15 protein-coding genes are annotated in these 18,338 nt (G+C 62.7%); 1 reads left to right on the top strand and 14 read right to left on the bottom strand.

Going from position 1 to position 18,338, the window contains the following annotated elements; translation table 11 throughout:
- Positions 1-15: 15 nt before the first annotated feature.
- From secDF to yajC, 3 genes are all read right to left on the bottom strand, one after another.
- Entirely contained in the window at positions 16-2,568 is a 2,553-nt protein-coding gene (secDF, locus tag ACWTU8_RS07175; RefSeq protein ID WP_455847572.1) for a protein translocase subunit SecDF, read from the bottom strand.
- A gap of 119 nt (positions 2,569-2,687) precedes the next feature.
- Positions 2,688-2,969 carry a hypothetical protein gene (locus ACWTU8_RS07170; protein ID WP_455847571.1) on the bottom strand — a complete coding sequence of 94 codons (282 nt, stop codon included), beginning with the start codon at positions 2,967-2,969 and terminating at the stop codon, positions 2,688-2,690.
- A gap of 54 nt (positions 2,970-3,023) precedes the next feature.
- Positions 3,024-3,362 (bottom strand): preprotein translocase subunit YajC, encoded by a 339-nt coding sequence (yajC, locus tag ACWTU8_RS07165; RefSeq protein WP_065007771.1) that lies wholly within the window; start codon positions 3,360-3,362, stop codon positions 3,024-3,026.
- Between the two features lie 288 nt (positions 3,363-3,650).
- Here yajC and ACWTU8_RS07160 point away from each other — a divergent pair, with 288 nt between their 5' ends.
- Positions 3,651-4,526 (top strand): ATP-binding protein, encoded by an 876-nt coding sequence (locus ACWTU8_RS07160; RefSeq protein WP_455847570.1) that lies wholly within the window; start codon positions 3,651-3,653, stop codon positions 4,524-4,526.
- Positions 4,527-4,678: 152 nt separating this feature from the next.
- Here the strand turns inward: ACWTU8_RS07160 and ACWTU8_RS07155 are convergent, their stop codons facing one another.
- The 11 genes from ACWTU8_RS07155 to ACWTU8_RS07105 all read right to left on the bottom strand — a co-directional run bounded on the left by ACWTU8_RS07155 (position 4,679) and on the right by ACWTU8_RS07105 (position 18,315).
- Positions 4,679-6,178 (bottom strand): peptidoglycan DD-metalloendopeptidase family protein, encoded by a 1,500-nt coding sequence (locus ACWTU8_RS07155; RefSeq protein WP_455847569.1) that lies wholly within the window; start codon positions 6,176-6,178, stop codon positions 4,679-4,681.
- A gap of 213 nt (positions 6,179-6,391) precedes the next feature.
- Entirely contained in the window at positions 6,392-7,057 is a 666-nt protein-coding gene (locus ACWTU8_RS07150) for a protein-L-isoaspartate(D-aspartate) O-methyltransferase (RefSeq protein WP_455847568.1), read from the bottom strand.
- Positions 7,054-7,812, bottom strand: coding sequence for a 5'/3'-nucleotidase SurE (surE, locus tag ACWTU8_RS07145; protein ID WP_292312395.1), 759 nt, complete (start codon positions 7,810-7,812; stop codon positions 7,054-7,056). The genes ACWTU8_RS07150 and surE overlap by 4 nt, the downstream gene beginning before the upstream one ends.
- Positions 7,812-9,116 carry a serine--tRNA ligase gene (gene serS, locus ACWTU8_RS07140; protein ID WP_455847567.1) on the bottom strand — a complete coding sequence of 435 codons (1,305 nt, stop codon included), beginning with the start codon at positions 9,114-9,116 and terminating at the stop codon, positions 7,812-7,814. Before serS ends, surE begins: the two co-directional genes overlap by 1 nt.
- A 342-nt stretch (positions 9,117-9,458) precedes the next feature.
- Positions 9,459-10,265: a twin-arginine translocase subunit TatC gene (gene tatC, locus ACWTU8_RS07135; RefSeq protein ID WP_455848404.1), complete on the bottom strand. Its 807-nt coding sequence runs from the start codon at positions 10,263-10,265 to the stop codon at positions 9,459-9,461.
- Positions 10,266-10,309: 44 nt separating this feature from the next.
- Positions 10,310-11,002 carry a Sec-independent protein translocase protein TatB gene (tatB, locus tag ACWTU8_RS07130; RefSeq protein WP_455847566.1) on the bottom strand — a complete coding sequence of 231 codons (693 nt, stop codon included), beginning with the start codon at positions 11,000-11,002 and terminating at the stop codon, positions 10,310-10,312.
- A gap of 28 nt (positions 11,003-11,030) precedes the next feature.
- The gene (locus ACWTU8_RS07125) at positions 11,031-11,252 is read right to left on the bottom strand and encodes a twin-arginine translocase TatA/TatE family subunit (protein WP_029353164.1); all 222 of its coding nucleotides are present in this window, start codon (positions 11,250-11,252) and stop codon (positions 11,031-11,033) included.
- A gap of 180 nt (positions 11,253-11,432) precedes the next feature.
- Complete coding sequence (gene scpB / locus ACWTU8_RS07120; RefSeq protein ID WP_455847565.1) at positions 11,433-12,212, bottom strand: SMC-Scp complex subunit ScpB; 780 nt, start codon at positions 12,210-12,212, stop codon at positions 11,433-11,435.
- Entirely contained in the window at positions 12,209-13,009 is an 801-nt protein-coding gene (locus ACWTU8_RS07115) for a segregation and condensation protein A (protein WP_455840923.1), read from the bottom strand. The genes scpB and ACWTU8_RS07115 overlap by 4 nt, the downstream gene beginning before the upstream one ends.
- A 127-nt stretch (positions 13,010-13,136) precedes the next feature.
- Complete coding sequence (gene nagZ / locus ACWTU8_RS07110; protein WP_455847564.1) at positions 13,137-14,156, bottom strand: beta-N-acetylhexosaminidase; 1,020 nt, start codon at positions 14,154-14,156, stop codon at positions 13,137-13,139.
- A gap of 157 nt (positions 14,157-14,313) precedes the next feature.
- On the bottom strand, positions 14,314-18,315 hold the full coding sequence (locus ACWTU8_RS07105; RefSeq protein ID WP_455847563.1) for an SPOR domain-containing protein: 4,002 nt from the start codon (positions 18,313-18,315) through the stop codon (positions 14,314-14,316).
- Positions 18,316-18,338: the final 23 nt, after the last annotated feature.

Raw genomic sequence — 18,338 nt, 5'->3', positions numbered from 1 at the left:
CCCGTGGGCCGCCCGTCAGGTTGCCACGGCTTTGCCGCCGCTCACCGGCTTCTCCTCGTCGGCCGTCGCGGCCTGTGGCCGCAGCTTGAACAGGATGAGCAGCGGGGCGGCGATAAAGATCGACGAATAGGTTCCGAAGACGACGCCGAACAGCATCGCCAGCGTGAACGAGCGGATCACCTCGCCGCCGAACAGCACCAGCGCCAGCAGCGCTAGCATCGTCGTCACCGAGGTCAGCGTCGTTCTGGACAGCGTCTCGTTGATGGCGTTGTTCAACAACTGCGGCAGCGGCATTTTCTTGTATTTTCGGAGGTCTTCGCGAACACGGTCATAGACGACGATCGTGTCATTGAGCGAATAGCCGATGATGGTGAGTATCGCCGCAAGCGACGACTGGTTGAATTCGAGACCGGTGATGACGAAGAAGCCGATCGTCATGACCACATCGTGGACCGTGGCGATGATGGCGCCGACCGCGAACTGCCATTCGAAGCGGAACCAGACATAGATCAGGATTCCGAGTAGTGCGATCAGCATGGCGATGGTGCCTTGCTTAGCGAGCTCGCCGGAAACCGTTGGCCCCACCACCTCGACGCGGCGGAAGTCGTAATGGTCCTGCAACTCGCCGCGCACCTTGTCGATGACGGTCTGTTCGGCGTTCTCGCCGCCCTCCTGCGTGCCGACGCGAATCAAGACGTCGTTCGGGTCGCCGAACTGCTGCACCTGCACTTCGCCGATGTTGAGTTCCGAAAGCCTGCTGCGGATGTCGGCAATATCGGCGGTGCCATCCTTGGCCTGCACCTCGATCAGCGAACCGCCCTTGAAGTCGATGCCGTAATTGATGTCGACAGTCATGAACAGCACGACCGCCAGGATGGACAGCACGCTGGACAGCGCGAATGTCCAGCGGCGGATGCCCATGAACGGAATTCTCGTGCCCGACGGGACGAAGGTCACCGGCGCGCGCGGTAACTCCTTCGGGCGGGCGCGGCGAAGCCAGATCGACACCAGCAGCCGGGTGAACGTGAACGCGGTGAAGACGGTGGTCAGAATGCCGATGGCGAAGGTTACGGCAAAGCCCTTCACCGGTCCGGTGCCGAGCCAGAACAGCACCACGGTCGCGATCAGCGAGGTGACGTTCGAATCGACGATGGTCGCCAGCGCTTTCGAAAAGCCCGTATCGATCGCCTGGATCACCGAGCGACCGTTTCGCCGCTCCTCGCGAATGCGCTCGTAAATGAGAACGTTTGAATCGACCGCCATGCCGATGGTCAGGACGATACCGGCGATGCCCGGCAATGTCAGTGTCGCGCCAAGCAACGACAACAACGCGATGATCATCGCCACATGCACCGCCAGCGCGATGTTGGCAATGAAGCCGAGGAAGCCATAGGCCACGAACATGAATACGACGACGAGGATGGAGCCGATCACGCCGGCGACCTTGCCGGCGTGAATGGAATCCTCGCCGAGCCCAGGGCCTACCGTGCGCTCTTCGATCACCGTCAGCGTCGCCGGCAGCGCGCCGGCACGCAACAGCACGGCGAGGTCGTTGGCGCTCTCGGCGGTGAAGTTGCCCGAGATCTGGCCGCTGCCGCCAAGGATCGGTTCGCGGATCTGCGGCGCCGAAATCACCTGATTGTCGAGGATGATTGCAAACAGCTTGCCGACATTCTGCGAGGTGGCCTGGCCGAAACGCGCCGCTCCCTTGGAATCGAAGGTGAACGAAACCACCGGCTCGTTGGTCTGGGAATTGTACGTCGCCTGCGCATCGACGAGGTTTTCGCCCGAAACGATGACACGGTTCTCGATCAGATACGGAACCGGCGGATCATCCTGCGAATACAGAACCGAGGATCCCGCCGGCGGACGGCCGTTGAGCGCGTCCTGCACCGGCATGGATTGGTCGACCATCTGGAAGGTCAGCTTGGCGGTCTGGCCAAGAATGTCCTTCAGCCTTTGCGGATCCTGCAGGCCCGGCACCTGGACCAGAATGCGGTCGTCGCCTTGGCGTTGCACGATCGGCTCGGTAGTGCCGAGTTCGTTGACGCGGCGCTCGACGACCTCGAGCGACTGCGCCAGCGCCGTCGACGTCCGGTATTTGATGCCGGCATCGGTGACGGTGAATTTGAGCAGGCCAGGCTCGGAATCATCCAGCGACATCTCCTGGACGGAGCCGCCGCTGAACAGGCCGGCGGCCACCGGATCGGTCAATGTCTTCAGCGCCGACTTGGCGGCATCGACCTGACCGGGATCGGTGATGCGGACCTGCACGGTCCGGCCTGATCCGGCAAGACCGGTGTAGCCGATCTTGGCGTCGCGCAGCAGTGTCCTGATTTGGTCGCGCGTCGTCTCCAGCCGATCCTTGGTCAGATCGTTCGGATCCATCCTGAGCAGGATATGCGAGCCGCCCTGCAGATCGAGGCCAAGCGTCATCTGGCGCTTCGGCACCCAGTTAGGAAGCTGGGCCAGCGTACTGGCAGAGAAAAGATTGGGCGCGGCGAGGACTACTGTGGCGGCCACGGCCAGCCAGATCAGGATCATCTTGAAGCGCGAGAAATAAAGCATATGGCGTCGTCCGTCAGGGCATTCTGGCGGATCGTTCCGCCTGGAATCGGGTTATTTCTTGGCGTTCTGGTTCGCCAGCGGCTCGCCGTTGGTCCGCACCTGCAATTATAGAGCACGGGTCAGTCACTTTGGTGCTGCCATCGGGCTTTCTTCAGCAGTGACCTGATTTCATCGCGTGTCGTCTCCAGCCTGCCCTCGATCAAATCGTCCAGATCCAAGCTGAGCAGGATGTGCGAACCGCCCTGTTGATCAAGGCCGATTGCCCTTTCGAGTTTTGGCATCCAGTCGGGCTGCTGCTTGGCGAGCGGACTGGCGGCGAAAAGACTGGGCGCACCAAGAACCCCTGCGATCGCCACGGCTACCCAGATCAGAGTCATCTTGAAGCGCGAGAAATACAGCAAATGGCGTCGTCCGTCAGGGGGCGTATCCGCGGATCGCTCCGCCAGAAATTTCGGTTATTTCTTGGCGTTTTGGTTCGCCACCGGCTCGCCCTTGACGCGCACATCGGCGATCGTCGAGCGCAGCGCCGTTACCTTGGTGCCACCGCCGAGATCGATCTCGAGCTCGTTGTCGTCGATCACCTTGGTCACCTTGCCGACGAAACCGCCGCCAGTGATGACCGTGTCGCCGCGACGAACCGCCGCCAGCATCTCGCCGCGCTTCTTCAACTGCGTGCGCTGCGGCCGGATGATCAGAAAATACATGATCACGAAAATCAGAACAAACGGCAAAATGCTGATGAACATATCCGGGGAGGTGCCGACGCCTTGGGCATATGCCGGTGTCACGAACATCGAGGTACTCCTGAATTTTGAAAAACAGCCGCCAAACCGTCCTGGGGAAATTTGGCGGCCCGTGAAATTTGGCCGGAATATAGTCGGTAAAGTTACCAATGCAACTGCGGCCAGGCATTTCAGCTGCTTTTCCGGCTGGTTGAGCCGTGTTAGAGCATGATCCCAAAAAATGGAGCGCGCTTTCGGAAAAGATCATGCTCTAACAAAAGCTTGGAGCCGGTCCGAAACCGCCGGAATCAGATAGGTTCCGTTGTCACACTCCTGAATGCAAAAACAAAAAGACAAGAAATGAGCGACAGCACCATTGAAGCCCTGAACAAGAAGCTAGACCGTCTGATCGAGGCGGTCGCCCGCCTCGCCCCGCCGCCGGTGCCGGAAACCGACCTCGGCGAGGCCGATTGCTTCGTCTGGCAGGCTGATCCCGGCTATCTGGAGCCGGTGCTCAAGGTCAACCGCGTCGACATCGGCCTGATCCGCGGCGTCGACCGCGTCCGCGACATACTGGTCGACAACACCGAGCGCTTCGCCTCCGGTTACGCAGCCAACAACGTGCTGTTGTGGGGCGCACGCGGCATGGGCAAGTCCTCGCTGGTCAAGGCCGTGCATGCGGCGGTCAATGCCTCGGCAAAGCTGGACCTGCCGCTCAAGCTCATCGAGATCCATCGCGAGGACATCGACACGCTGCCGAAGCTGATGAATTTGCTGAAGGCAGCACCTTACCGGTTCATCCTGTTTTGCGACGATCTCTCCTTCGACCACGACGACACCTCCTACAAGTCGCTGAAGGCGGCGCTGGAAGGCGGGGTTGAGGGCCGCCCGCCCAATGTTATCTTCTACGCCACTTCAAACCGGCGGCACCTACTGCCGCGCGACATGATCGACAATGAGCGCTCGACCGCCATCAACCCGTCAGAGGCGGTCGAGGAAAAAGTCTCGCTGTCCGACCGTTTCGGCCTCTGGCTCGGCTTCCACAAATGCTCGCAGGACGAGTATCTCGGCATGGTCGACGGCTATGTCCGCCACCACGGCCTTGCCATCGATCCCGAGACGCTGCGCGCCGAGGCGCTGGAATGGGCGACGACGCGCGGCAGCCGTTCGGGCCGCGTTGCCTGGCAATTCACCCAGGATCTGGCAGGCCGGCTCGGCAAATCGCTCAAAGATTAGGGACGAAGACTGAAAAAGCCCGCCCCTTGCGGAGCGGGCTGAGCCGGCGGGCCGGACTGGAGGTCAGGCGGCGCGCAGTTGCTTTTCTTGTTCTATTCGAGATAGGTCGACGGATCGACTTTTCTTTTATAGGTCGAAGGATCGACTTTCTTTTATTCAAGATAGGTCGAAGGATCGACCGGCGCCGAATTCTTGCGCACTTCGAAATGCAGTTTCGGCGAGTCGGTGGTACCGCTCATCCCGGACTGCGCGATTTCCTGGCCGCGCTTAACCTTCTGGCCGCGCTGGACCTCGATCGAGCGGGTGTGGCCATAGACAGTGACCAACCCGTTCTCGTGGCGCACCAGCACCGTATTGCCGAATTCCTTGAGGCCATCGCCGGCGTAAATGACGACACCGTTCTCGGCCGCCTTGACCGGGGTTCCTTCCGGCACCGCGATGTCGACACCATCCTTGCCGCCGCCAAAGCTGGAGATCACGCGGCCGCGTACCGGCCAGCGCATCTTGCCGATACCGGTGGCGTTTGGCGCCACCGCGTCGTCGTCCTCGGCCTGCTGGATGACCTTGGCATCCTTCCTCGGCGGCGTGTAGGCGGCGAGCGTCTCCGACGGCGTGGTCTTTGCCGCAGGCGGGGTAGTGGCAGTCGTCACCGGATCGACCTTTGCCGGCTTGGCACCGGCAACCGTCGCGGTTCCGCCGGCCGGCACCTTCAGGGTCTGGCCGATCTTGAGCAGACCGTCTTGCATGCCGTTCGCCTGCTTCAACGAAACCACGCCGACGCCGGTCTTCCTGGCGATCGCCGACAGCGTATCGCCCTGCTGGACCGTGTAGGTGCCGCCGGCACCAGTCGTCTTGGGGGCGGCTTTTCCGTCCTTCGGCTGGCTTGCTGCGGCCGATGCATCCACCTGCGCGGCGGACTTGCCCTCCCTAGGCTTCGGCTGCTGCGGCAGCATGGCCACCATCTCCGGCGCCTTGGCCGGCAAATCGTGCTTGGTGTCGTTCGCAGGCTTGGCGTCCGCAAGCTTCGGCGTCGGTTTCTTGCCCGAATAGGCATAGGCCGGGATGACGAGCTTTTGGCCGGTCTTCAGCCCGTTGGTCGCGCTTAGCCCATTGACCTTCATGAGGGCATCGGCGGGCACGCCGTAGCGCCGCGACAGGCCGGAAATCGTCTCGCCGCCCTTGACGACGATCTCGGTAGCACGCGGTGCGCTGCCTGCCGTTGCCATGCGCGGAGCATCAGACTGTGCGTCCTTGAACGGCTTTGCCGCTGTCCCCGTTGCGATCCGGTCGACCTGGGGGGCGGCTGGCGCCGAAGCGGTGCGCGCCGGACTGGCGGCGGGCGCCGGCTGCGACTGGCTGACCGGCGGCAATTGCTGCGTCGTAACCGGCTCGAGGCTTGAGCGGCTGACCGACTGGGTATGGCTGCCGTCGAGCGGCGCGGCCGACACCGGCGCATCGCCAGGATAAGGCTGTGCGGCGTCCTGCTTGTCGATGATGGCGCGCTGGTTGTTGGTCGAGGAGGTAAAGACGTCATCGACGCTGTTGAACCGCGAGACCTGGGAACTGCATCCCGCCGCGGTGCCCGCAACCATGAGGACAGCGAAACCACGCGCCAGGTTGCGTCCGTTTGCCTTCAAAATACTGAATTGCATCGCTTTTACCCGCAGATACCCGGTACAGACTGACCGTGATTAAAGCGCGTTAATGTTACTGGTCGGTTAAACCTCTAGAATCAGACGCAAATTTTGTTAAAATATTTAAGGCGGGACCTGTCGGGCTGAGGTTCAGGTAGGGACCAGTCGCGGACGGGCGCGAAGCGACCAGACCGGTCGGTTGCGGCCATCACCTGAAATATCGACAGATCCCTAGATGACCGCGGCTATGCCGCGCAGCATCGGCTGCAGGCGGACGAGGCCGATGTCCTCGCGTTCGAAGCGGCTGCCGACCTTCGTCAGTTTGGCCAGCACCTGCTCGCCCTCCTCGGGTCCGATCGGGGCGATGACGATGCCGCCGCTCGACAATTGGTCGAGCAGGAAGCGCGGCAGGCTGTCGAAGGCCGCCCCCGCGACGATACGGTCGAACGGCGCTTCATTTGCCAGCCCGTTGGAGCCGTCCGTCTGACGCACGATGACATTGCCGATGCCGAGTGCCTCGAAGCGCTGTTTGGCCTGCTCGACCAACGTCTTGTAGCGGTCGATGGTGACGACCCGCGCGGCAAGCCGCGACATCACAGCCGCCGTGTAGCCCGACCCGGTGCCGATCTCGAGCACGCGGTTGCCCGGCTCGATGGCAAGCGCTGCGATCACTGCGGCTTGCAGATCGGCGCCCTCGATCGCCTCGCCGCATTCGATCGGCAGCATACGGTCCGACCAGGCGATCGGATGGAACTGCGCGGAAAGGAAGCCGCGGCGCGGCGTCGCCTCGAAAGCGGCGATCAGCGCCTTCGGCACCACGCCCTTGCCACGCAAGCGGAGCAGGAAAGCGGCGAAGCCTTCGCGGTCGTCGAGCGTCGGACCGTGGTTCAGGTTCATGCGAGCGCCTTGGTCAGTTGATCGCGGATTTCATGAGCGGTGAGATCGAGCTGCAGCGGCGTTACTGACACCAGCCGGTTGCGCATGGCATAGAGGTCGGTGCCTTGCTTGCCCTCGACCGGCTCGCGGCCGAAGCGCAGCCAATAATAGGGAAGTCCGCGGCCGTCGCGGCGCTCGTCGACCCACAGGCTGTGGACGAGCTTGCCTTGCGAGGTGACCACCGTGCCGGCGATCTCTTCTGGCGCGCAATTGGGAAAATTGACGTTGAGCAGTACGCCGTCCGGCAGCGGCATGGCGACAAGTTTCCTGAGCAGCGCCGGCGCCAGCGCCTCGGTGGTCTCGTAAGGCACGACGCGATCCTCGCCGACATAGGAATAGGCCTGGCTGAGCGCGATCGAACGGACGCCGAGCAGCGCGCCTTCCATGGCGCCGGCGACGGTGCCCGAATAGGTAACGTCGTCGGCGATGTTGGCGCCGGAATTGACGCCGGACAGAATCAGGTCGGGTGCTGCCGGCAGGATCTTCTTCACGCCCATGATGACGCAGTCGGTGGGCGTGCCGCGCACGGCAAAGTGTTTTTCGCCGATCTTGCGCAGTCGCAGCGGCTCCGAGATCGACAGCGAATGCGCGTAGCCGGACTGGTCCTGCTCCGGCGCCACCACCCAGACTTCGTCCGACAGCGTGCGGGCGATGCGTTCGAGCGATGCAAGGCCCTCGGCATGGATGCCGTCATCATTGGTCAGGAGGATACGCATTATTTCGATTCGATCTTTTCCAGACCGCCCATGTAGGGCCGAAGCGCTTCAGGAATGGTTACGCTGCCATCCTCACTCTGGTAGTTTTCGATGACAGCAATGAGAGCGCGGCCGACGGCGGTGCCGGAGCCGTTCAGCGTGTGGACGAAGCGGTTGCCCTTGCCGTCCTTGTCCTTGTAGCGGGCGTCCATACGCCGCGCCTGGAAATCGCCGCAGACCGAGCAGGACGAAATCTCGCGATAGGCGTTCTGGCCCGGCAGCCAGACCTCGATGTCGTATGTCTTGCGCGCGCCAAAACCCATGTCGCCGGTGCACAGCGTCATGGTGCGGAACGGCAGGCCGAGACGCTTCAGCACCTCCTCGGCGCATTCAGTCATCCGCTCGTGCTCGGCCAGCGACGATTCCTGATCGGTGATCGAGACCAGCTCGACCTTGTAGAACTGATGCTGGCGAAGCATGCCGCGCGTGTCGCGCCCGGCCGAGCCCGCTTCCGAACGGAAGCACGGCGTAAGCGCCGTATAGCGCAGCGGCAGCTTTTCGTGCGCCGTGATCTCCTCGCGCACGAGGTTGGTGAGCGGCACTTCGGCTGTGGGAATGAGGCCAAGCCTGCCATCTCCATGCGGGGCGAAGAAGAGATCCTCCTCGAATTTCGGCAGCTGCCCCGTCCCGAAAAGAGCCTCGTCTTTCACCATCAGAGGCGGCTGCACTTCCGTGTAGCCATGCTCGGTGGTGTGGAGGTCGAGCATGAATTGGCCGAGCGCGCGCTCCATCCGCGCCAACCCGCTCTTCAGCACGGTGAAGCGCGAGCCTGACAGCTTCGCCGCCCGCTCGAAATCCATCATGCCGAGCGCTTCGCCGATCTCGAAATGCTCCTTCACCCAGTTCGGTCGCGTCGGCACCTTGCCGACGATGCGCTTGACGACATTGTCGTGCTCGTCCTTGCCGACCGGCACATCGTCGAGCGGCACGTTGGGCAGCACGGCCAAGGCGTCGTTCAGCGCCTTGTCGAGTTCGCGTTCGCGCGCTTCGCCATTTTGGATAAAGGTCTTGATCTCGCCGACCTCGGCCTTCAACCTTTCGGCAAGTGCGGCATCGCCCGAACGCATGGCATTGCCGATCTCCTTCGACGCAGCGTTGCGGCGCTCCTGCCTGGTCTGCAGCTCGGTCAGGTGTTCGCGCCGCGCCTCGTCCCTGGCGATCAGATCATCGACCGTGGACTGCGCATCCTGAGCCGACCACGAGCGCTTCTTGAGCGCCTCGACAAGGGCCTTCGGGTTGTCGCGAATCCATTTGATGTCGAGCATGGTTGTTCGTCCTCGGCGGGCATGTCGCCCAAAGTGCGCAGCGGTTTTGGGACAACGACATGCCCAAAATAAAGACCTAAAACGCATCGCATTTTAGGCCAGAGGGCGTAAACCGCATCCTTGATCGATGCAAGATGTGAAGGCCGAGTTCCTTCGCGCGCCCCTCTGTCCTGCCGGACATCTCCCCCACAAGGAGGGAGATTGGCAGCTTTGCCGACGGCTCACCTATTCCACCCTGCAGATTAGCGATAGTCGCGATGACAGCCGATCTCCCCACCCGTGGGGGAGATGTCCGGCAGGACAGAGGGGGGCGCGACAGGATGCAACCTATGTAGATGCAGACTAGGTAGACGACGCGTCCACCGGCTTTTCGGCCACTTCTTCTGCGGCCTCCTTCTCGCGCGCCAGACGTTCCCGTTCTTTGCTGCGCTCGATCAGCCGGGCCGACCAGATTGAGACCTCGTAGAGAATGATCGTGGGGATGGCGAGGCCAATCTGGCTTATCGGGTCGGGCGGTGTCAGCACAGCCGCCACCACGAAGGCGATGACGATCGCCCATTTGCGCTTTTCAACCAGCGCCTCGGACGACAGCATGCCCACCCGCGCCATCAGGCTGGTTACCACCGGCAACTGGAACACCAACCCGAAGGAGAAGATCAGCGTCATGATCAGGCTGAGATATTCCGACACTTTCGGCAGCAGCGAAATCTGCACCTGGTCGTCGGTGCCGGCCTGCTGCATGGCGAGGAAAAACCACATCACCATCGGCGTGAAGAAGAAATAGACCAGCGACGCGCCCATCAGGAACAGGATCGGCGAAGCGATAAGGAACGGCAGGAAAGCGTTGCGTTCATTCTTGTAGAGGCCGGGCGCGATGAATTTATAGATCTGCGTGGCGATCAGCGGAAAGGCGATCACCATGCCGCCGAACATCGCCAGCTTAACCTGGGTGAAGAAGAATTCCTGCGGCGCCGTGTAAATCAGCTCGACTTTGTGCGGGTCGAGTCCTGCCCATTGGGTTGCCCATTTGAACGGGATAACCAACAGGTTGAACAGTTGCTTGGCGAAGAAGAAGCAGAACAGGAAGGCGACGAAGAACCCGCCGATCGACCACATCAGCCGCCGGCGCAACTCGATCAGATGCTCCATCAGCGGAGCCGCCGATTTATCGATCTCGTCCTTTTCCGAAATGCTCACTTGGCGGCTCCCGCCGTCTTTTTGCCGGCTGCAGTCGGCTTCTTCACCGCTGCCGGTGCAGGCTTCGGCTCGGCCTTTTTAGCTGCCGTCTTTGTCGCGGCAGGTTTTGCGGCTGCTGCCGCTGGCTTCGCTGCGGCCTTGGAGGCCGGCATCGCTTTCGCTGGCGCGGCCTTCTTCTTCGCTGCCGCGGCCTTTTGCGGTGCAGCCGGCGTCGCCGTCGCGACAGGCGGTGTCACCACCGACTCATCGGTCATCGCCGGGAACGTCGGCGCCGCCGGCGCCGCTTCCGGGGCGTTGACGCCCGGCAGCACCGTCGCGCCATTCTTCAGCTCGGTATCCTGCGGCGTCGAAGCAGCTGGCGTGGCTGGGTCGACTGCTGGCTTCGGCTTCATCACCGCGTCGACGCCTGAACGGACATCGGCTGCCGCCTGCTCGAACGGGTTGAGCTGTTTCCTGATCTCGGCGGCCGGGTTGAGGCTTCTGAGTGAATCGACCGACTTCTTGACGTCGTCAAGCTCGGCCTCCTTCAGCGCGTCGTTGAACTGTTTTTGGAAGTCGGCTGCCATGCCGCGCATCTTCGCCGTCGTGCGGCCGAACGTGCGCAGCATCTTTGGCAAATCCTTGGGCCCGACGACCACGATCATGACGATCGCGATCACCAGCATCTCGGTCCAGCCGATGTCGAACATGGCGATGCGTTCCGACTAAAGTTTGGGCTCAGCTCTTGCTGGCCTTTTCCTTCACTGCCGAAACGGTCTCGTCGGCACGGTGTTCAACGGTGCGCTTGTCCTCGGCAACCTCGTCGTCAGCCATGCCCTTCTTGAAGCTCTTGATACCCTTGGCCATGTCACCCATCAACTCGGGAATCTTGCCGCGGCCGAACACCAGCAACACGATCACCAGCACGATCAGCCAGTGCCAAATCGAAAATGAACCCATAACAATCTCTCTCGAAAGTTTTCTCTGACGATGATCTATGCGCTTTCGCGTCGGGATTCAAACACAACCGCGACAGAGTTTTATAAAACAGTGGCCGAAGTCACGCACTTTCGGCGCCATAGCCCGCTACCAATCGGCGCAGCCGCGAAATACCAACGGCTTTCGGCACGTCGTTTGCGGTCAATCTTCCTCGACGCGCGGCGTCAACAAGCCGAGTTCCTCAAGGTCGATGTCGGTTAGCGGATCCTCGTCGTCGGTCAGCGCATCCGGATCGGCCGGTGGCAGCGGAATGGTAAAATTCGACGGCATGCGGCCCGAAAGCAGCCCTGCACCCTTCAATTCCTCCATGCCGGGAAGGTCGCGGATCTCCTCCAGTGCGAAGTGGTCGAGGAAGATGTCGGTGGTGCCGTAGGTGACGGGACGGCCGGGCGTGCGGCGCCGGCCGCGCATCTTCACCCATTCGGTCTCCATCAGTGTGTCCAGCGTTCCCTTCGAGGTCTCGACACCTCTGATATCCTCGATCTCGGCGCGCGTCACCGGCTGGTGGTAGGCGATGATCGCCAGCACTTCGAGCGCCGCGCGGGAAAGTTTCCTCTGCTGCACCGTGTCGCGGCTCATCAGGAAAGCGAGATCGCCGGCGGTGCGGAACGCCCAGGCATCGCCGACGCGCACCAGATTGACGCCGCGCCGCGCATAAATCTGCTGCAGTTCGGCCATCGCCGCGGCGATGCTGATGCCGTCAGGCAGGCGTGCGGCAAGCTGCCTTTCGCTGACCGGCTCGGCGCTGGCAAAGACGATCGCCTCGGCCATGCGCACGGCTTCCGCCATATGCAGCCGCTCGCCAGGGTTCTGGGACAAGTTCTGGGCCTGGCTTTCTGCCGGTGCCCCGGCGAGCACGCCCTCTTCGGTCTCGGCGTCGATGTTGAACGGAATGACCGAAGCGTTGGCGCGTTCACTCACGATGCCACCTCGACTGCCCTGATGCCTTGCGCACGGCCGCGCAGATAGAGCGGCGCGAACACCTCGTCCTGCCGCATTTCCATTTTGCCTTCGCGCACCAGTTCCAGCGTCGCCGCAAACGAACTGGCAATCGCGGTACGCCGCTCGTCCGGGCCAGTCAGATATTCGACCAGGAAGCTGTCCAGCGCCGTCCAGTCGGCAAGCGAGCCGATCAGCCTGTTGAGGATATCGCGCGCATCCTTGAGCGACCACACACCGCGCCTGGCGATCGTCACATTAGTGATGGCCTGCTTCTGGCGTTGCGCCGCATAGGCGGTCAGCAGATCGTAGAGCGAGGCCGAATAGGCGTTGCGTTTCTCGACGATGATCATTTCCGGCATGCCGCGGGCGAACACGTCGCGTCCGAGCCGGTTGCGGTTGACCAGGCGTGCCGCCGCGTCGCGCATCGCTTCCAGCCGCTTTAACCGGAATTGCAGCACGGCCGCCAACTCCTCGCCGCTTTCGCCGTCGTCGCCGGGTTGCTTGGGGATCAAAAGCTTCGACTTGAGAAACGCCAGCCACGCCGCCATCACCAGATAGTCGGCGGCAAGCTCCAGCCTGAGCGCCCTCACCTTCTCGACGAAGGCCAGATATTGCTCGGCCAGCGCCAGGATCGAGATGCGCGACAGATCGACCTTCTGGTTGCGGGCAAGATGCAGCAGAAGATCGAGCGGGCCCTCGAAACCGTCGACATCGACGACCAGCGCGGGATCGCCGGTCAGCCGCGAATCGTCGTTCTCGGCCCACAGACGGTCCATCGGTGCGGCCTTGCCGGCCTTGTTGTCCAATGTTTCCGCCACTTCCTGTTGCTTTCCTTTGCTTCTATCTTCTTGTTTGACCATGATCTGTTCCGAACAACCGGCTCCCATTTTTCGGGATCAAGGTCTAGGCCACCGCATCGAAATAGGTGGCGAATTCGGCGCGTATCTCGGTTTCATCAGCCCGATCGCGGTTCTTGATATAGGTCAGCGCCCGTTGCGCGCGTTGCAGCGACGTGCCTTCAAGCCCCGTTGTGCGCGACGCAATGCCGGCCATTTCCTCGAAAACGCCATTGCAGTGAAGGACCAGATCGCAGCCCGCCGCAAGGATCGCGGCCGCCTTTGTCGGGAAATCCCCAGAAAGTGCCTTCATCGAGGTGTCGTCGCTCATCAGCAGCCCGTCGAAGCCGATTTCGCCGCGGATGATCTCATCGATGACCTTGCCGGATGTCGTGGCCGGGTTCTTCGGGTCGATCGCGCTGTAGACGACATGCGCCGTCATCGCCATCGGCAAATGATTGAGCTCCCTGAACGGGGCGAAATCATGCCGCTGCAAGTCGCTCATCGAGGCATCGACGGTCGGCAGTTCGAAATGCGTGTCGGCAAAGGCCCGTCCATGCCCGGGAATATGCTTCATCACCGGCAGCACGCCGCCCGACATCAGGCCCTCCGCCGCTGCGCGACCCAGTTCGATGACGGAACGAGGTTCCTTGCCATAGGCGCGCGCGCCGATGACGTCGCTGGCGCCCTCGATCGGAACGTCGAGCACCGGCAGGCAATCCGCCGTGATGCCGTAGCGCAGCAGGTCGAAGGCATGCAGCCGTGCCATCAGCCAGGCGGCGCGGTTGCCGGCGTCGTGGTCGTTGCGCCACAGGGCCCCGAGCTCGCCACCGGCCGGATAATTCGGCGCCAACGGCGGGCGCAGCCGCTGCACCCGGCCGCCTTCCTGGTCGATGAACACCGGGGCGTCCGGGCGCTCGATACAGTCGCGCATCGCGGCGACCAGATCGCGGATCTGCTCGGTCTCGCCGATGTTGCGCGCAAACAGGATGAATCCCCACGGGCATTCATTGCGATAGAAATTGATTTCTTCGCGTGTGAGCGATTTCCCGGCGCAGCCGAGGATCATGGATTTTGATTCGGTCATGGGCAGGAGTTTAGAGCTTCACGCGGACAAAGGGAATCGCATCGAACCACATGCGGCCAGGACCCTTTCCACACAAAGAACTCCCTTCCACAAAAAAACCGGCGCGGTTCGTGACCGCGCCGGTTCTTTCCGGCCAAGGGCGGGAGACTTGAAATGTCTAACGCGACACGAAGCAGTTGCCGCCGGCAGCCTTGTAGCTGGTGCACAGGTTGATCGCATCGTTGCGCGACTTCGCCGGGACGCGGACGCGATAGAACGTTCCCTTGCCGGCGATCTCGGCCTTGACAATGTTGGCGGTATGGCCGGAAAGCACGCTGCCATATCGGCGCTGCAGATCCTGAAAGGTCGACTGGGCGCTTTCGACGGTCGGCTGCGAGGCGATCTGCATCGACCATGAGCCACCGCCGGTCGAGCCCTCCGCCGGATTGATGGACGCAACCTGGTCGGGCTTGACCTCGCCGACGACGTCGACCGGCTGGTCGGACGGACGCTGCGGCGCCACCGGAACCGAGGCCGGCGTATTGGCAGGCTGGGCGGTTTGGGCCTCAGCCTCAGGCGCGGCTGCCGGCGGATTGAGTGTTTCCGGCTTGGCTGTTTCCGGCTTGGCGGCTTCGGTCTGGTCGCCGCCCACTGGGTCGCCACCCAGTAGGTCGCCACTTGCCTGGTCGGCAACAGGCGGTACCGTACCGGTCTGTTCTGCATCTTCGGTCTGACCCGTCGGGGCCACATGCTGCGGCGCCGGATCGACTTGCTCGACGGCAGCCATCTGCGGTGCCGCAGGCGCCGGATCCTCGCGCGCAACCAGCGAGCCATCGGGTTTGACGACCATGGTTCTCACCTTGCGCGGCGCAACCGCGACGAGGTCGGGGTCGATGCCCTGGTCGGCCTCTTGCAGAACCTGGGCGATACGATCCTCGGATTTGGATGCCGGCACGGCGGCGACGTCGGCATTTCCGGCCGCTTGCGTGCCGCGGATCGCATTGGCGCCTTCAGCGGCGGCGGATTCGGCATTGCGGGTCGCATCGGCGGCTTCAGCCGTGTCGATATCGTCGGGCGAAAGATCGACCACACGGCTCTGCGGCGGCTCCTTGGCCGCCACGTCCACCGGCTCTTCGGTGTTGGTGACCAGTTTTTCCTGGACCGGTTCGGCGGGTTTTGCGCCACCCTTGGCCACGGCGTCATAGACCTTATTGTCCTGGTTCGGCACGACGGTGCCGCCCGGATTTTCCGGCCTGACCTTGATCGGTGCGTTGTCCGCCTTCACGATGACCGGCGCATCGGTGCCGCCGGTGCCGCCGAAAGACAGCGCGAAGGCGCCGAGACCGCCCGCGAGCGCCACGGCACCGAGGACCGCGGCGACCAGCAGGCCGCGGCTCCGCGGCCTCGCAGCATCGTGCTCAGCCAAGCCGGGAACTGACATGGCCTCATCCAGTTCGGGGTCGTAGTCGAGTTCGTCCAAGCCAAAGTCGTCGGCCTGCGAAGCCGGCCGGCCGTTGGGCAAGTCGCCCAGATCGAAGCCGCTGGCGGCATCGGCATAAGACGTACTGACAGACGCTTGTGCGGGTCTCGCCGCATAGGTCCGCGTTTCAACGCGGTCGGGCTCATAGCCTGACTGGAACCCGGCCGCTGACTGGAACCCGGCCGCTGACTGGAATCCGGCCCCTGACTGAAATCCGGCCCCTGACTGAAATCCGGCCCCTGACTGAAATCCGGCATTGTAGGATTCGTCGTCATAGGCCGCGCTGCGCGCCGGGGCGGCAGCGACGTCTACGGCATTCATTTCCGTGAGAAGGCTGGCGAACTCCGTGTCGAGATCGTCATAGGCAGGCGCCGCCGGTTCGTCGTCATTGAAGTCGAGGTCCGGAATATCGAGGTCGTCCGCCAGCGCCACCACGCGCTCGGGCACATCGACCGTCTCGACATCGGGCATCTCGTCATACGCCGAAGACTGTTCGCTTTGCGCCGGCGCAGATGCCGCATCGGCGGCGCCGTCTTCGGCCGGCTCATCCTGATAGGACGGTGCCGTAGCCATTGGCGGTGTCGCTTCCGTGGTCTTCACCGAAGTCGTCGGCTGGGCTGCAAAGGCAGGCTGCGACTGTGCGACCGGCGTTACGCGGCTCCACGAACGGGCTGGCGTCGGCGGGGCGGAGGGTGCCGCCATCCAGCTGAGCGCATCAGCCGGATCCTGCTGGGGAGCGGCGGCCGCAACGTCATCGCCGTCGCCATGATCCAGACCGATGTCCTTGGCGAACGCGGTATGCAATGCGTCATCGTCGAAATCGTCATCGGCCTGCCCGGCGGCATCTTCAGCGCTGAAATCCTGGCTTTCGAGCTCATCGAGGAGAACGCTATCGAGATCGGCGTCGGCGGCGTGAACCGCGCTACTATCCGGCGACCCCAAAAGGTCCTGCTCGTCGAGGCTCCAGTCCAGTTCTTCGACGGGATTCGCTGGTTTGATGGCGACCTTTTCAGTGGCGGCTACAGGTTGCTGAACCTTAGCGGGTTCGTTGGCCGCGGAGGCCGCCACGGGGGCAGCCCGTGTGCGCATGGTGCCCAACAGCGCGTTCAGCTCGTCTTCGAGGCTCCGCTCGTCAGCGATGGGGGCGGGCGCCGCCGGCTGGACTACGACGGACGGCGCCGTCGGTTGGGCAGCAACGCCGAAGGCCTGAGCAACCGGCTTTTCGGCTTCCTCGGCAAGCGCGTCTTCCAAGCTCAGGTCAAAATCGGCGTCGAACGCATCTTCCGGGGTCTCGGCGGAAGGCTCGTGCTTGGCGACGATAGCCTCTGGTTCGTCAATTTCTGGCTCGTCAATTTCGACCGGTTCAGCCGTGCGAACGTCGAAATCCATGTCGACATCGACCATGACATCGTCGAAATGGCCGGCAAAGTCCTCATCGGACTCGTCCGAAACAGCCCGAACAGGCGCAGCAGGAGCTTCAACAGCGGCCTGCTCCATCGGCCCATGTTCGTCGAGCATCAACTCGTCTTCGAGCGAGCTTGCGACGGCATTGTCGAATTCGTCGTCGAAGGCTGGTTCGGCGGCCGGCGCGGAAACGTCGGCGGGTTCGGCAGCCTGCTCCATCGGCACGTGTTCTTCAAGCATCAGCTCGTCTTCGAGCGAGCTTGCGACGGCATTGTCGAATTCATCGTCGAAGGCGGGGTCGGCAGCCGGCGCGGAGATTTCGGCGGCTTCGGCAACCTGCTCCATCGGCACCTGCTCGTCGAGCATCAGCTCGTCTTCGAGCGAGCTTGCGACTGCGTTGTCGAACTGATCGTCGAAGGCGGGTTCGGCGGCCGGCGCGGATGCATCGATGGCGGCAGTATTCTGTTCGGCCACGTCCGTCGCCTCGTTGTCGACCAGTAAATCCTGTTCGAGCGACGCGGCAAGCTCGTCGTTCCCAAGCTTGTCGTTCCCAAGCTTGTCGTTCACTGCCAAATCGTCTTCGAAAGGCGACACGTCTTCGAGCGAACTGGCAAGCGCATCGTCGAAATCGTCATCGAACGCAGCTTCAACAGCCGGCACGGATGCTTCGACAACACCAGAACGCGAGTCGTCGGCAGCAACGGCATGGGCGGTCTCGTCCGTCGCATCGTCGTCCAGCAGGAAATCCTGTTCGAGCGACGCGGCAAGCTCGTCTTTCCCGAGCTTGTCGTTCCCAAGCTTGTCGTTCCCTGCCAAATCGTCTTCGAAAGGCGACACGTCTTCGAGCGAACTGGCAAGCGCATCGTCGAAATCGTCATCGAACGCAGCTTCGACAGCCGGCGCGGATGCTTCGGCAACACCAGAACGCGCGTCGTCGGCAGCAACGGCATGGGCGGTTTCGTCCGCCGCATCATGGTCCAGCAGGAAATCCTGTTCGAGCGACGCGGCAAGCTCGTCGTCCACGGCGTCGGTGGCAGCCGCTTCGAAAGCCGGCTCGCGAATCTCGGTTGCGCCGTCGTTGTCGTCGACGCCGAATTCACCCATCAACTCCTTCTCGAGATCGATGTCGAAATCGCCCTCGTCCGCCGGCTGGCTGGCGGGAACCGCCTTCGGCTGGGCCTGCGGCTTGACCGGCTGGCGCGGGTCGAACCCCATGATCCTGGTCAGTTCCGCGAACGGATCATCGTCGGCGATATCGTTTTGGGCGGCTGCTCTCAGCTGGGTTCTGTCTGCCATTATCGTTCCCGAACTCGCACTCA

This window comes from Mesorhizobium sp. BHbdii, assembly GCF_053848045.1.
Note: the sequence above shows the minus strand (reverse complement) of the source record. Positions and strands in the feature narration are given on the sequence as shown.

Bases quoted from the DNA above. Each gene is read 5' to 3' on its own strand.
- ACWTU8_RS07150 (WP_455847568.1), bottom strand. From the start codon at position 7,057: ATGAACCTGAACCACGGTCCGACGCTCGACGACCGCGAAGGCTTCGCC.
- tatC (WP_455848404.1), bottom strand. From the start codon at position 10,265: ATGGAGCATCTGATCGAGTTGCGCCGGCGGCTGATGTGGTCGATCGGC.
- ACWTU8_RS07115 (WP_455840923.1), bottom strand. From the start codon at position 13,009: ATGGACCGTCTGTGGGCCGAGAACGACGATTCGCGGCTGACCGGCGAT.
- ACWTU8_RS07160 (WP_455847570.1), top strand. From the start codon at position 3,651: ATGAGCGACAGCACCATTGAAGCCCTGAACAAGAAGCTAGACCGTCTG.
- surE (WP_292312395.1), bottom strand. From the start codon at position 7,812: ATGCGTATCCTCCTGACCAATGATGACGGCATCCATGCCGAGGGCCTT.
- secDF (WP_455847572.1), bottom strand. From the start codon at position 2,568: ATGCTTTATTTCTCGCGCTTCAAGATGATCCTGATCTGGCTGGCCGTG.
- nagZ (WP_455847564.1), bottom strand. From the start codon at position 14,156: ATGACCGAATCAAAATCCATGATCCTCGGCTGCGCCGGGAAATCGCTC.
- ACWTU8_RS07105 (WP_455847563.1), bottom strand. From the start codon at position 18,315: ATGGCAGACAGAACCCAGCTGAGAGCAGCCGCCCAAAACGATATCGCC.
- serS (WP_455847567.1), bottom strand. From the start codon at position 9,116: ATGCTCGACATCAAATGGATTCGCGACAACCCGAAGGCCCTTGTCGAG.
- tatB (WP_455847566.1), bottom strand. From the start codon at position 11,002: ATGTTCGACATCGGCTGGACCGAGATGCTGGTGATCGCGATCGTCATG.
- yajC (WP_065007771.1), bottom strand. From the start codon at position 3,362: ATGTTCGTGACACCGGCATATGCCCAAGGCGTCGGCACCTCCCCGGAT.
- ACWTU8_RS07125 (WP_029353164.1), bottom strand. From the start codon at position 11,252: ATGGGTTCATTTTCGATTTGGCACTGGCTGATCGTGCTGGTGATCGTG.
- ACWTU8_RS07155 (WP_455847569.1), bottom strand. From the start codon at position 6,178: ATGCAATTCAGTATTTTGAAGGCAAACGGACGCAACCTGGCGCGTGGT.